Raw genomic sequence first — 14328 nt, 5'->3', positions numbered from 1 at the left:
AAAGCAAGCTCTTCATAGGAAAAATCTTTTTAAAGAATACCCTTTAAAAGTTGTAAAGCAAGCTGCCATTTCTTTAAAAGCTTATACCTTGCCTTGAGAACTTTGGCTACCTGCATTCTTTTTTTACCTCTTGTCTTAAGATTGAGAAAGGAATAATTCACCTAGGAAAGGAAAATGCTCTTTGCCTTTTTCACAGTAATGCCATGTGACGATCGATTGACAATTAGCAATTTTTCCTAAAGCTCCACAATACTGCCGGGCTACGCCTACTGAGAAGTTTCCCTTCTTAAGGTATAGAAGTGTCATCTAGGGCAAGTACTCCTTTTTTTAAACCCATACTTTTGGCCATATGCTGTGCCAATCGTTGTTGCATCGCTCTATAATCTCAAAAACTTTGATTGACAAATTGTTAAATAGCTTGCTTATTTCCTCCAGGAAGCCTTTTTGCCATAGGTTCGATGAATTTTCTTTCTCTCTCCCATATCAATCCTGAAATGCATAACCTGCACCCGTGGAACCTTTCTGATCTTCCTAAGAGGGCCTTAAAAACGTTGATCCATTCATTGAGTTGTTCGCTAGTGGAATTTAATTGATTTAGATCCATTGTCCCTCCTTATTAACAAATCTTACCTATATTCATACTAGAAATTTACTTAACGAGGTAGTACTAGGTAGCTTGGAGTTTCAATGACCTTGTTGATTTTGTTCCTAACATTGTATCTTGCTTTTTTCATTTCTACCTAATAAGTTATTATACCCTATTCCTTTGCTAGGGTCGTGTATTTTAAAAACTGATGTAGAAGGTTTTTTAATGTAAAACTCAAAATATTTGATAAGTGCTTGATAGACTTCAAGCTCGTCTTGGTAATCTCTTAGATATACATCTTCATACTTAACCGGCCTCCACGAACGCTCTACAAATATATTATCTGTCGCCCTTCCTTTTCCATTCATGCTAAAAGCAATATTTTTTCCTTTAGCAAAATCTACAAACCTAGTGCTTGTAATACGAGTAAATGGGTGATCTTTATTAGGTCACACAATCAAAGAAGTGCCTAAAGCTTCATTAAGCCAACTCTATTCTGCGAGACACTTGTTTTACCCCTCCCTTGTATGTATAGAGGTCGGCTAATAACCGCAATTTTGTAATCTATAGCTCTAAAAAACAGTTTAGATATAGGAACTCAGAGTAGACATGCTTGCTTATAATGAAAAGGCATTGTATGTTAAAAGGAAGGTTTAGAAGCTCAAAAGATAAGAAGTTTAACCTTATAAATAATTAGTGAGGAACATTTGCTATGAGTGAATTGATATCAAAGCAAGAAGGGATTCTTCAAAAAGACTATGCCATTCATAGGGGGCCTAATAGCCATACAAGGATTCGTGGCGTAGCAATTAATACTCTTCTGCACATTATTCATCTTCTAGCCATCGTCCAATGAGAAAAACTTCTAAACCTTTATTGATTCTTTTTGTCCTGCTTCTACTTACGATGAGTCTCCCCTTAACGACTTCTGAGTGGATGCGCGGAAGCGTTTTGGCTATTCTCTCTCCTATTTGGGAAAGCTTAAGCCATTTAAAGGGGCAAAAAAAGCAAGAATTAAAAAATCTTGGGCCCATAGATTTATATAAAAATAGCATGCCTGAGATTCAAGAACCCTCTTATGATGCTGTAGCAGCTCGTATTATCTTTCGTTCTCTAGGAACCTGGAATAGTTCCTTGTGGATTAACGTGGGAGAAGAAACGAATGAAGTTTATGAAAGTCCTTTGGTGGCTAAGAACAGTCCTGTATTGGTCGGTGATTCAGTGGTAGGCGTGATAGATTATATGGGAAAAAGGCAATCACGCGTGAGGCTGATTACAGATTCGGGACTTGTACCTTCGGTGCGCGTGGCCAGAGGGTATGAGCAGGGTAAAGCTATCGCAGAATATATTCCTGATCTACTTGCGTATATACATGCTCATGGAGAGGTGTTTGATAATGGGCGGGAAAAAATGCTAGCGGAAAATGTATTGCGCCATTTACGTCTAAAGTTATTGGAAAAAAAGCATACCTGGTACTTAGCTAAAGGGGAAATTCGAGGACAAAGCCGTCCTATCTGGCGAACAGATGGCCATCTCCTTCGCGGGTCAGGTTTTAATTATGATTTCGAAGATGAGCAGGGGCCTGCACGCGATTTACGTTCTGGGGAGCCTATAGGTTCTTCACAAGAAAAAGCTATGCCTTTAATAAAGGTAAACGATATTTTAGTGACTACAGGCATGGATGGAGTCTTTCCAGCTGGCCTTAAGGTAGCAATAGTGACAAAAGTAGATCTTTTAAGGGAAGGAGATTTCGCCTTCGAATTAGAGGCTAAACCCACGATAGGAAATTTAGATGACCTAACATGGGTGTATGTTATAGCCCCATCAGAATTTAATGAAAAAGATCAGCCTAATTTACGTTAATTTTTAATTTCCTTTTATCTTATCTTTTAAAATTACAATTTATACGCTAAAAAAAAAACTTAGTCTGCATATCAACCCTATGAAACATGCCTTTCTACTTAACAAGAGAAATCGTATAGAGTACGGGGCTACATAAGGATTCGCTCAAAAGTGTATCACATGTGATTAGAAGAAAAGAGATGAGGATAAGCTTCTCTTATTCTAGATTGTTTTTAGATGGCTGGTCACTTTTTTGCCGGTATTAGTATTTAAGACTTGTCCCTCTCAGCCAGCGTGGCTACATGGCTTGCTTGAATAAGTTTTCTTTATTTTTTTTCATATTTTTTTTCAGTTCAATGACTTATGGTTTTTCTTATATCCTTCAATCAAAAAAATCATTTAGGTCCCTTATTTTTTCTACATTATTTAATAAAATTTTTCTATACCATCTTGCTTTAGTAAATTATTAAAACACTAGGTGTATTATGCAAATAAATCTATCATCTAAAGCATGCCGATTTATTGATCATAAGGCCGATTACGTGCCTATCATAAGTACTGTGACTAATTTAGTTTGTATCTTTCAAAAAGTTTTTATCATACCCTTTAAGCAAGAAAAGAATATTTCTAAATGTCCTTACTATTCCTACCTTAACCGAAAAAGTTTTGGACGGTGTATAATTTTATTAATTCCTGTATTAGGAAATATCCTTGTAGGAATTGGGGACTTTGCTTGTAAAAGAGAGAGTGATAAAGACGCTTTGCCAAAGCCGGCCAAGTACTATGGAGGCATATCTAAGCATGAGGGCCAACCTTCTAGAGACGATAAAAAAATATTTCCTCTTACTCTCAAAAAAGAGGCGGTAGAGCTGAAAAATTTTAAAGAAAAGCTTCAAATTAGTGCCCAGCAAAAAGTGAATACACTTAGGGATGCTAGTAAAGATCATCAAAACGATAGGGAAGGTGTCCTTGCAGCTATTCAGCATGATGACCTAGCAATGCAGCAGACTTGCCAAGATTTCCAGGATGCTAAAAAAGTTGTATTTGCCGCCGTTCAGCATGATGGCTTAGCCCTCCAGCATGCTAGCCAAGCGCTGCAGAATAATAAAGAAATCGTTCTTGCCGCTGTTCAACATGCTGGCTTAGCCCTGCAGTATGCCAGCCAAGAGCTTCAAAATGATAAAGAAGTCGTTCTTGCAGCTGTCCAGCATGGTGGCTTAGCCCTACAGTATGCCAGCCCAGAGCTTCGAAATGATAAAGAAGTCGTTCTTGCAGCTGTTCGACATGCTGGTTTAGCTCTGCAGTATGCCAGCCAAGAGCTTCAAAATGATGAAGAAGTTGTTCTTGTAGCTGTCCAGCAAGACTGCTTGGCTCTTAGATACGCTAGCCAAGAGCTTCAAAATAATCGAGTAATCATTCTTGCCGCTGTCCAGCAAGCACCATGGGGGCTTAAGTATGTTAGCAAGGAACTTCAGAATGAGAGAGAAATCGTTCTAGCTGCCGTGCAGAAATTTGGTCTGTCGTTTAGGTATGCTAGTCAAGAGCTTCAAAATGATAGAGAAATCCTTCTTGCCGCCGTCCGGAGAAGAGGTTCTGTACTTATGTATGCTAGCAAAACTTTGAAGAACGATAGAGAAATTGTTCTTGCAGCTATCCAGCAAGATGGTTTGGCGCTTAGGTACGCTAGCGAAGAGCTTCAGAATAATCCTGAACTTGTTGACCTGAGTTTCGAGCTTTTTAGGCAGCAATCAAAAGGCTCGTTTCTTGGCTAGAAAACCTTAATGAGGGCTTTTTTGGCTGGCGGCAATAAGCTGCTACTCCTGCCAGCATATTGGCTAGAAAATTTGCTACGCTTCTTAATCTGAGTGTATAGGCAATGTAAGAAATGTTTTTTAGTTGCTCGTTTACAGTTTCGATTATAAATCTTTTTCTTAGTAAAATTTTGTCTTAAAAGGACATCAATTTTCGCTTTATATTCGATCGTATACATGTCAATAGCTCTAAAAAACCGTGATTAATAAACTTTTGCCTTAGCTTAAAGGAAAGATAACCTTTATCGCTAGACAGCCTTCCCATCAGGTTTTTTGACAAAATGCCGACCATAAAAACATTGGAAATGTTCCTAAAGTTGGGCTGAAAAAGTTAAAATCTGTCCATTCCCATTGATAATCAGGTGATGTTTAAGGCTCTGAAAGTCATCCTGAAGGGGTTTTTCCTCTTTTAGCTCCCCCTTTAAAAACCTTATTTCTTGTAATTCTTTGTTTATGACCAACGGCAATAGAGGTAGAGTCAATAAGGCAATCCTGGTGAGCTTTCTCTTTCTAGAAAAGCAATTTTTTGGAAGTTGTTATCCTTTTCTTTCTTTCCATTTAATTAAAAGCTTTCTGGGTAGGCATAATGCGATTTTGGATTAAGTTTAGTTGAGCTTCAGCTCTTCTAAAATCTTCTTGTATCATTAAATTCTTCAATTCTTCAAAACTGGCATGAATATCACATTTTAACTGATCAGATAAGTTAGGCAATAAGTCTAAATAAGTAGGAAGAGATTCATCAATAAAAGGCGTTAATTCTTTTTTCATCCAATGGTTAGAATGAAGGTTAAGGTGTTCTATAATCTCATGACAAGCAAATAGAAGATCGTGGACGTGCATGCTTGCTGTGAGCAAAATTGTTTGGTTAGAGGAAGATTCTGCAAATTTTGCTCTCCAAATATCAGGTACAAGGGCAGAATTTTTCTTCGGCTCCTTTAATATACAAGCTTGAAATGTAGCAATTCTTTTATCTAAGTAAGTAGTAAAGTCGCGTCGAACAATAGGAAATTTAGAATCTGTGCTATGGGTAATAGCTTGGCGTCGGGCATTTTCTAGCCACTTATAAACTACTGAAGATTTTAAACTCGTTTTCTTAAAATAACAATTAATTATGTCTAAATGATCGAGGTTGAACTCATCGTTTAGAGTGTTTTTCATTTTAGTTAATAAATTCAACTAGGATTGTAATGTGTTCATGTTTTTTATAAGCCTTTAATTTTATTAATTAAATTAGTCGAAAAATATTTGTTTTTTTTAGTTTGTATCAATTTTTTTACTACTTCTACTAAAATTAATATAGAGCCGAACGAAAATTGAGTTAATTCTGGAGGAAGGCCTAACGTTTCTTTAGCCAAGACGCTTTCTTCCTCATTTGAAAATTTGTCTACCAATTGCTTGGCAGCATGGTAAACTCCTTGGCCTAGCCAGTTTACCATAAATTTTCTTTTTTCTTTAGTAAGAGCAGCTATATCTTCTCTAGATAAAACTTTGCGCATTTGGAAGTCATGTAATAAAACTTTAAGAGTTTTATCCATCGCCTCATTTTTGGAATTAAATAAAAAATCGAGATTGTCTTTAATCTTTCTTAAAAATACTTCCGATATAATTTGGTAATCATGATCAATTAGCGTAATACATTCTTCTTCTAGCGGAAAAGTAAGCGTTGAAATGTTGTCTACTTTTCCATCATCTATTTTAAGAGACAGAAGAAGTTCAATTAAAACACATAAGATTAAAAATGAGAATGCTGTTTTCTTATCCCTTAAAGCTTTTTATCTACAACTTTGCCTCTAGCAGCTTAAAATAAATTAAGCAGGTAACGAGAGGGGAGCGTCAAGATTAGCAAGTAAAAGCTTTATGGTTAGCCTCTCACCAGATGGTAAGTTTCTAGAGCAATGATCAATAATGTGAATGCTAATAAGGCTAATAATAGAGGTTTGCCACCTCTTACCTGTTCTTGGGAGGGGAGATAAAATTTATAACGACCGAGCCAGACCATGCCGATAGGAAGCAGTCCATTAAGGATTGCTTCCCCAAAGCCACCAGCAATTCCTAAAGCCTCTAAAAATATACCTGGATAGCTGCCGGCAAAGATAGCGGGAGGGATAAAAACTATTAAGCAAAGAAGTATACGTGTCCATCCTTGGCTTTTTGCCGATATTCCATCGGCTAAAAAATCTACCATAGAAAGAGAGACCCCTAAAAAAGAGGTAATCAGAGCAAAATATCCAAAGTAGGTAGCTAAAAAGCCAATCCAAGGGTGTCCTGTAATTGTATGGAGAAGTTGAGTAACGGGGATTCCTTCAGCGACCGCCTTAGCTATTTGCGATTCAGGAATTGTTCCAATAATCATCCATTGCCATAAGGTGTAGATAATAAAGGGGAGGCTAGTGCCTATCACAATAGCCGTCCGTAGTTGTTGCACATTACGATGCATAAGGGTGGTTAAAGAAGGTATAATATTATGATAGCCATAAGCGCTAAAAAGGGTAGGCATTGCTAATAAAAATACATTCCAATTTCTTCGGGTAAGAAAGCTCATTTGTACTTCGGTACTTCCTAATCCTATGAGCAAAAAGTAAGAGAAAACAAGCGCTATCATAAGGATTAAATTTACCCGGTCTATTACTTGCGAGCCTAAGAAAACAATGAAACCAAAAAGACTAGCAAAGGCTATGTAGCCTTTATAACCTGTGAGATGAAAGCCCAAGCTTTTGACTTGGGAGATGAAAAGAGGAGTACCGCCAGCAATGTAAGAGACCTCTAAGCAATAATAAAGAAAGAGAAAAGCTGCTCCTGCTATCCACTTACCACAAGGTCCAAAAAAGCGTGCGGCCATGGATAACACGTTCGCCTCCTCTTTCATCCAGAGCGTGGCTTCCAAAAAAAGCAGGCCGGTGATAAGCATAAATATCCAACAGATAAGGTTGACTGCCATAGCTGGTAAGAATCCTGAGAAGCCAGTTACAACAGGTAGGGCAAGCATGCCTGCACCGATACAAGTGCCTGAAACAAGTAATATTCCACTAAGAGTGCTGAATTTATTATTTATAGTAGGCATAGAAATTTAATTACCCTAGGTTTTATACGCAGGAAAAGAGATGTTAAAAATTGCTTTAAGGCAGAAAATTATCAAAAAAACAGATAAAAACAAAATGTTTTTGCAAATTAGAGGGTTTTAAGCTTAAATTAGCATTTTTTAGGAAATAGAATGAAATTTGCTGAATTGAGGGTTAGTATGTCTGAAGCTGTTTCTTTTTTTAGGTAATGATCGCCATGAAAAAAGAGATAGAAGGCCAAAAATTTTAACTCCTCGCACATTAAATGAATCTAAGTAAGGTAGTTCAAAGGTTATGAAATCAGTGGGCGTAGTCGTTCTAACATTAAATGCTGAGAAGCATCTGGTACGCTGTCTTAATCCTATCATGCAATCATCGTTAAGCCCAAAAATCCTTGTAGTAGATTCATCCTCGAGGGATCAAACCAGATCCCTTGCTTATTCATTAGGTGTAGAAGTTTTATCAATCCCACAAGCAACTTTCAACCATGGTAAGACCCGCGAGTTAGCAAGGAAACATCTAGGCACTGATTTGGTAGTTATGCTAACCCCTGATGCCTATGCGGTAAATCCGCAAGTTTTAGAAAAATTGGTTGAACCCATTATACAGGGCAAAGCATCGATCGCCTATGCAAGGCAAATTCCCCATGAAGGAGCCGACTTTTTTGAATCTTTTCCTCGGTATTACAATTATCCTGTTCGAAGTGAAATTCGAAGTATTGCGGATAGGCGCCGTTATGGCTCCTATACATTCTTTTGTTCAGATTCATGCGCTGCATACTTAAACAGCGCTTTAGATGAAATTAAAGGCTTTCGTTCTGTTCTTTTAGGAGAAGATACACTAGCGACTGCTCAACTTTTGAAAATAGGGCATAAAATTGCTTACGTAGCAGAGGCGGAAGTAAGACACTCTCATCGCTATAGTTTACGCCAAGAATTCTGTCGATATTTTGATACAGGATTGATGCGAAAAAAATATGAAAATATTTTAAATTGTGCGGAAGACGACCAATTGAGAGGGAATCACTATGCTACATGTATGCTTAAGCAGCTGTATCAAGAAAAACCTTTATTGCTCCCTTATGCTTTAATGCATATAGGTGCTAAATGGGCAGGATATCGCTTAGGGCAGGCTAGCATTAATGCTCCCTTGTGGTGGAAAAAAGCTTTAAGTAGCCAAAAGTATTACTGGAAAAAAATTACTACCTCTTAAAATGCAATAGGTTTAACATCATTACACTGCCTTGTTATTCCCTCCTAAACAGCGGATGTAGGTTCTACTATCTGCATTTAAAGCTGTAATACAATTTTAAGAGATATAAATAAGGTAGATTGAATTAAGAGAAGAAAGATCACTTTAATTCTATCAAGTTTAAAAATTCATTTTATTCAAAGAGGCTTATGACATGCCTTTAAGCGAGAAAAGAAAGAAAGTAAAAATTAATTTTTTGTTTTCGCCTTTTGTTTTACTAAATGTATCTCTCCTTATAATTTTCGCTTCTTGCTCAACTGCTAATTTTGATTATCCCATTATGGGACCTGACGAATTTGTGATAGACTCTTATCGCATACGTCAAGGAAAGTTAGCAATCTTGGAGCTAGAGGGAGTAGAGCTTGGAGAGCTAGCAGAAGAGGATATGTTAGAGTACCGGGATGTGATCGCTGAAGATGATATTTTAAACATTGCTGTTTATCACCCCACCCGTAAAGATTTAATGCAGTCTATTCAATTTATCAATGAGTCAACGGGTGGATTTAAAGTCTATCAAGGAAAAATAGATGTACCCGATTTACCTCCCCTGGCAGTCAAAGGGCTTACTTTAGAAGAAGCTCGTGAGGAATTGCAAAGAGCTTTTAGGGACCAAATTCAGGATATAGAAGTTTATGTCAATTACCGTGATCGCCTACAACGTCGTGTGGAGTTAATAGGTTTAGTTTCTATTCCTACCGTACCGGTAGACGGAAAAATGCGTCTTTATGAAGTGCTTGCCAGATCTCATATTCCGCCAGGCGCTAACTTATTTAAAAGCTATGTAATGCGCGAGGGACGTCAATTGCCTATTGATTTGCATAGGTTAATCAATGAAGGGGATATGAAACAAAATATTGTAATGCGTGGAGGGGATAAAATCTTTATTGCTGCTCCCTCGGATGCTACAGTTATGGTGATGGGAGAGGTGCGGGCTCCTCGCCCCATCAATGTTCCTTACGGCTTTATTTCTCTACGTGAAGCTTTAGTGACGGCGGGGGGTATTCCTTTTACGGGTAATGGCAACTGCATCCATGTAATTCGTGGGAATATGCTTTGTCCTAAAGTCTACCTAGTCTCTTTAGATCACATCGTGCATTTGCCCAACGATAGCTTACTATTGATGCCTGGGGATACTGTATATGTAGCCGAAAAGCCTTTGACGCAATGGAATAGATTTATTGAGCAGTTGATTCCTAGCTTTACTGGCCTTCAAGCAGGATATGGAACATACCAGTTAATTAACGATTGATTGTAGTAGAGGTTTACCTTAAAATGCCGCCGATAGATAAATATCCCTCAGAAAGTGTGATTACTATCACTGATCTTTTGCATATCTTAAAGATACATAAGGTCGCTATTATATCTGTTGCCTTATTTTGCTGCATCTTTGCTGCCTGCTTTGCTCTATCTCGGCCTGTTATTTACAATATCTCTGGCACTTTCAAAGACAAAGGTAAATCCAAGTCGGGTCTTTCTACATTAAGTCAGCTTCTTATTTCCGGTGCTAATGAGACCGAAGGTGAAGCTTTAGCTACCATCAAATCTCGCAAGCTTATGGAGAAGTTAATTTACCGGCGCGGCTTGCAGGGCTTATTGATAAAAATGGAACCCCGCTTTGATTTACTGGGATCCATACCGGAAAATATTTTAGTGGAATATGCTCATTTTATTTCCCTTAAAAAACCCATCTTACCCGATCATCCCCCAAGCTTATGGCTGCAAGATGTAGCTTACAATGATGAGATTTCTAAAGTTTTTACTCTTCATTTCATTAATGAAGAATTTTTTGAAGTTTATGATGAAAATAATAGAAAGATAGGTAAGCATGAATGGGGGCGAAAAGTAACAGGTAAGGATTATGCTTTTACTGTTATGAAGAAATCCTCTGAGCCTTTAGCCGGTACTCAATGGTATTTAGAGTTGATGCCCCTGCACAGAGTATCGGAAGATCTATTGGCCGCTTTATCCATCCAAGCGGATCAAAATGACCGCAATCTCCTTCATATTAAATTGCAACATAGTAATCGTCATGTAGGCACAGAAATTTTAAATTCTATGATGCTGATTTATCAGGAGCATATTCGCCAGGAGCAAAAGCGTATTTCTCAGGAGCAGATTGCTTACTTAGAAAAACGCCAGCAGGAAATGGGAGCTAAATTGCGTCAAATGATGGTAGCGCATGCAAAAAATATGTCATCGGACATATCTACCAGTGGCTTTTTTAATTCGCTTAAAGCCATAGAGTTTTATTCTGCCAATCAAACGCATTACCAGCAGAAATTATATGATATAGAGTTAGCAATTAGGAGATTAAGTCACGCCCAGCAAGAAAACTGTGCTTTTTATGATCTACAAGGTGATCCCGGGGTTATCAATCAATCATTGGCAGAAATTAGAGCTTTAAAGCAGCAAAGCGATGCTTTAGATATTGCTTTAAAAAATGCTTATCCTTCTGGTAATCATCATTTTCATGATAGCTTTACTGAACAGTTATTAGATTTAGAACAAGCCAAGCGTCTATCTATAGAAGCTACTTGCTTGCTAAGAAGTTTAGAAAGTGGGCAAGGTCAGCCTACCATAGATCTTTTAGTTAATGATTCAAAATTTGCTGTACAAGCTTGGCAAGATAAATTGCTAGTCGCCCAAAATGATATGGATAGCTGTTTTTCTGAAGAAGAAAGGACTGACAAGGCTTTAGCATTAAAAACAGCGAAAGAAAACTTTGTGTCTTACTTAAAAAATTTAATACATCTTTTTGATGTCCAAGAAAAAGTCATTCAAGAGCGTTTAGCCTTTCAACAAAGCCCTCAAAATGAATTCCAAGGGATTGATATTGTAACTTCTAAAGAATTATATATCTCTTACACTCGCATGCTTAATGAAGTGCAAGGTTTGATCCGCCAACTGGATTTTATGATTGAGCAGCTGAAAAATCCTAATTTTGAAGTGACTTCAATGAGTGGAATTCAAAATGATTTTGTCACCAACGAGATGATCTCTAAAGCTTCACAAATTGTTCAGGCCCTCAAAGATCAAAATAATCGCAGTGCTAAAGAAATGGAACGTTTGAAAGAACAATTAGATGTTCAAAAAGATTTCTTGCGCCAACACCTAAATCAAGCTGCTATGCTTCATAAGCTTAAAGAACAGCTGATTAAGGAAAAAATCGTTTCCCTGCAAAGTGTAACATTAGGCCTGTTACGTCAGCAAATTTCTATTTTAGATAAGCATATGCAGGAATATATGGCTGTACGCTTAAATGACCTAAAGCAGGAGACTAACCTCATCGTTCAGCATCAAGAACAGCTGCGTAAAGAAATGAAGGATTTACCTAACAAATGGGTTGAAGAGCGTTTAATTGATCAGCAGCTGCTCATTAATCAAAAGATGGTGGAAGAAATTACAAGTTTAGTAGAATCAAAGAATTTGACGAGTAATTTAGAGATCTTGCAATCTTATCCTCAAGATTTTGCGGTGCCTCCTCTGCATCCAAAGTCTCCGCGTAGTTTGTTGTATGCTGCCTTTGGTGCGTTTACGGGGGCCTTTATAACTTTTACCTTCTTTATTATTAAATCCACCGTATCTGGCATTCGAGTCAGCCCCTCTAATCTTAAAGCTAACGATTTACACCTCTCTGGCCATCTAACTCCTAAAGCTTCTAATGATTCTAATGAAAATTTGATGGACCAAGATTTAGATGTTCTGCGTCGTATGATTGCTTATATGACCAATAGCTCACAGTCGCAGCTAGGACAGTCCTTACTTCTCCTGAATGGAGCAGGAATTGATTATTCTTATCACTTAGCCAAACTCTTAACCAAGCTTGGTCAAAAGGTTGTCTTAATACCTATCTGCTTTAAAGCGACTTCCCAAGGGTATGGGACAGGATTAATTCAATATCTGCAAGGAGAGATTGAAGAACCCATGATTACTTCCCAGGGCTCGTACGATTGCATTTACGAAGGAGGCGTCTCACGATTTGCAGTAGAATTAATCGGCTCCCACCGTTTCAAAAATTTATTAGAGCAGCTTGTGCAAAGATACGATTGGGTCTTAGTCGTTAGCGATGCCATGCCAGCTAGTGGACAAGCGGATCTCTTAATAAAAATATTTGATCATGTGGCTGTTAACTTGACTAATGAGTCTCTTTCAGATTTGAAAACTTATATGCCTTACAAAGAACATTTAGCAGATAAGAAAAGAGTCACTTTTATCTTCAGCCCTGCAGAAAGTTAGAAGAGCAGTAAATGTTTTTGCTATCAGCTTCGCTGCCTCATTTTGAAAGCTAAGCTAAAGAAGTTTTTAGCCTCTCTAGGATAGCAATAAGAGCAATTAAAAAGGTAGCCAGATATTAGTGGCGCTGCATCTGTCCACACGAGGAAAATAATCAGGAAATGTTTTTCATCCTCTCCTCTTAAAATTTTTTTCTGCTTTACGCATTTTCATCCTTGGCCTAATTATTGGCGATAGTCTCGAATATTTCTCATGAAGCTTTCAAAATTTGAACGAAAGGGATTTAAATCTATGCCCCCTCGTCTGGTGTACCGGCCATAAATTGTCAGCTTATGACAGCGACAATATTTTTGCAAATCCATGAAAATACGTTCAATACAATGCTCTCCAAATTCATAGTGGCTGCGAAAGGAGATAATGTATTTAAGAAGGGACTCTTTATTAATTTTAGGCCCTATATAATGAATGTAAAGACTTGCCCAATCAGGTTGTTTGGTAACAGGGCAGTTAGATTTTAAAAGATTAGAATAAAATTCTTCCTCCACAAGTTCTGCTGCATGTCCAAGAATGGAAGGATCGACGGCGTAAAGATTGGTTTCAATATCTAGATTGTCTAAGCAAAACCCCGGGAGATTTCTTAAGCAAAGGCTTGCATAATCTTTAGATTGAATAAGGTTAACTTTTACTGGCTGGCCCACACATTTTGCTAAATCTTTTTCTAAGATGGCCTGGACATCTTCTAAATTGGCAAAGGTTGTTTGATGGAAGGAGTTTAAATAAAGCTTAAAAGATTTAGATTCTACAATATAAGGGGATTGGCAAGGAAAGAAAAATTCTCCTATCGCTAGGAGAGGTTTGCCTTTTACGTTAAGCCATGACAGCTCGTAAGCATTCCAAACATCATAGCCTTGAAAAGGTAAATTTACATCAGCGATCCCAATTGCTTGGCGTTGTTTATCTCTAGGTAAAGGGCATAGTAAGCTAGGATCATATACAGTATCATAAAAGGTCTGTTTTCCTAGTGGTGAATTGATAAGAGTTTCATCCTTCATAAAAGCCACTTTTTCGATAAAATAAAGTTTAATTTAAGCATCTACCATACTCTGCAAAATGATATTTTTTCAATGGTTAACTCTTAAGGGAGCTATCTTAAGCACCTCTCAAAAATAGAGCTATGCAAGGAAACAGAGCTTTTTTTGCAAAATAAAGAGAAGGCTAGCTTGTAAATCTGAAAGCAATGATGATAACATCTAGGGTAAACTGTGTCTGGAAACCTTTATTTCACCCTTTGCTTCAATAGGGGAAAATTATCAATTCCTTGATCAAATACAATTTTTTTTCGTAGTTTGGCTTATTGCCCTCAATTCTATCCCTCAACTCCCAATTAAAAAAACAGATAGCCATGCTTTCTTTTTTATGGCCCTTGTAGGACTTAAGAAGCTTTAAAAAAAAGCAATTATGTAAGCTAAATAGACACTTAAATCTTCTTGAGCTTCCCCTTTTAATTAAGAATAGTTTTTTTTTAAGCATATCGCTCTATAAAGAA

12 protein-coding genes and 2 pseudogenes are annotated in these 14328 nt (G+C 37.5%); 6 read left to right on the top strand and 8 right to left on the bottom strand.

The features are described from left to right. Positions 1-183: 183 nt before the first annotated feature. Together TY21_RS08835 and TY21_RS08830 are read right to left on the bottom strand one after the other, a co-directional pair. A pseudogene (locus tag TY21_RS08835) lies at positions 184-294 on the bottom strand (transposase); the annotation flags it as partial. Positions 295-409: 115 nt separating this feature from the next. Continuing rightward, the gene (locus tag TY21_RS08830; RefSeq protein WP_042239497.1) at positions 410-604 is read right to left on the bottom strand and encodes a hypothetical protein; all 195 of its coding nucleotides are present in this window, start codon (positions 602-604) and stop codon (positions 410-412) included. Positions 605-1298: 694 nt separating this feature from the next. Between TY21_RS08830 and TY21_RS11115 the strand changes: the two genes are divergently transcribed. The 3 genes from TY21_RS11115 to TY21_RS08820 all read left to right on the top strand — a co-directional run bounded on the left by TY21_RS11115 (position 1299) and on the right by TY21_RS08820 (position 4200). Beyond that, a complete protein-coding gene (locus TY21_RS11115) occupies positions 1299-1442 on the top strand; it encodes a hypothetical protein (RefSeq protein ID WP_158623062.1) in 144 nt (47 codons plus the stop codon). Next, positions 1439-2449, top strand: coding sequence for a rod shape-determining protein MreC (locus TY21_RS08825; protein ID WP_052354383.1), 1011 nt, complete (start codon positions 1439-1441; stop codon positions 2447-2449). Before TY21_RS11115 ends, TY21_RS08825 begins: the two co-directional genes overlap by 4 nt. Before the next feature lie 464 nt (positions 2450-2913). After that, the gene (locus TY21_RS08820; RefSeq protein ID WP_042239502.1) at positions 2914-4200 is read left to right on the top strand and encodes a DUF4116 domain-containing protein; all 1287 of its coding nucleotides are present in this window, start codon (positions 2914-2916) and stop codon (positions 4198-4200) included. Here TY21_RS08820 and TY21_RS11955 read toward each other — a convergent pair. The 5 genes and pseudogenes from TY21_RS11955 to TY21_RS08790 form a co-directional block, all read right to left on the bottom strand. Further along, positions 4166-4546: pseudogene (locus TY21_RS11955) on the bottom strand (transposase). The gene TY21_RS08820 and the pseudogene TY21_RS11955 sit on opposite strands and share 35 nt — an antisense overlap. A 77-nt stretch (positions 4547-4623) precedes the next feature. Further along, on the bottom strand, positions 4624-4722 hold the full coding sequence (locus TY21_RS11950; RefSeq protein ID WP_079979840.1) for a transposase: 99 nt from the start codon (positions 4720-4722) through the stop codon (positions 4624-4626). A gap of 75 nt (positions 4723-4797) precedes the next feature. Then, on the bottom strand, positions 4798-5397 hold the full coding sequence (locus tag TY21_RS08800; protein WP_130589661.1) for a hypothetical protein: 600 nt from the start codon (positions 5395-5397) through the stop codon (positions 4798-4800). Positions 5398-5441: 44 nt separating this feature from the next. Next, the gene (locus tag TY21_RS08795) at positions 5442-5774 is read right to left on the bottom strand and encodes a hypothetical protein (RefSeq protein WP_042239506.1); all 333 of its coding nucleotides are present in this window, start codon (positions 5772-5774) and stop codon (positions 5442-5444) included. Positions 5775-6100: 326 nt separating this feature from the next. After that, complete coding sequence (locus tag TY21_RS08790) at positions 6101-7300, bottom strand: amino acid permease (RefSeq protein WP_042239508.1); 1200 nt, start codon at positions 7298-7300, stop codon at positions 6101-6103. A gap of 292 nt (positions 7301-7592) precedes the next feature. Here TY21_RS08790 and TY21_RS08785 point away from each other — a divergent pair, with 292 nt between their 5' ends. The 3 genes from TY21_RS08785 to TY21_RS08775 all read left to right on the top strand — a co-directional run bounded on the left by TY21_RS08785 (position 7593) and on the right by TY21_RS08775 (position 12785). Then, positions 7593-8510 carry a glycosyltransferase family 2 protein gene (locus TY21_RS08785; protein ID WP_042239510.1) on the top strand — a complete coding sequence of 306 codons (918 nt, stop codon included), beginning with the start codon at positions 7593-7595 and terminating at the stop codon, positions 8508-8510. A 319-nt stretch (positions 8511-8829) separates the two neighbouring features. Continuing rightward, complete coding sequence (locus tag TY21_RS08780) at positions 8830-9798, top strand: polysaccharide biosynthesis/export family protein (RefSeq protein WP_232044355.1); 969 nt, start codon at positions 8830-8832, stop codon at positions 9796-9798. Between the two features lie 23 nt (positions 9799-9821). Next, positions 9822-12785 (top strand): hypothetical protein, encoded by a 2964-nt coding sequence (locus TY21_RS08775; RefSeq protein ID WP_130589660.1) that lies wholly within the window; start codon positions 9822-9824, stop codon positions 12783-12785. Positions 12786-13006: 221 nt separating this feature from the next. On the opposite strand, the gene queF is transcribed toward TY21_RS08775, so the two are convergent. Beyond that, positions 13007-13834 carry an NADPH-dependent 7-cyano-7-deazaguanine reductase QueF gene (gene queF, locus TY21_RS08770; RefSeq protein WP_042239513.1) on the bottom strand — a complete coding sequence of 276 codons (828 nt, stop codon included), beginning with the start codon at positions 13832-13834 and terminating at the stop codon, positions 13007-13009. Between the last annotated feature and the right edge of the window lie 494 nt (positions 13835-14328).

Source organism: Neochlamydia sp. S13, from assembly GCF_000648235.2.
Taxonomy (GTDB): domain Bacteria; phylum Chlamydiota; class Chlamydiia; order Chlamydiales; family Parachlamydiaceae; genus Neochlamydia.
The sequence above is the reverse complement of the archived record's forward strand: the minus strand, read 5'-3'. Positions and strand labels throughout refer to the sequence as shown.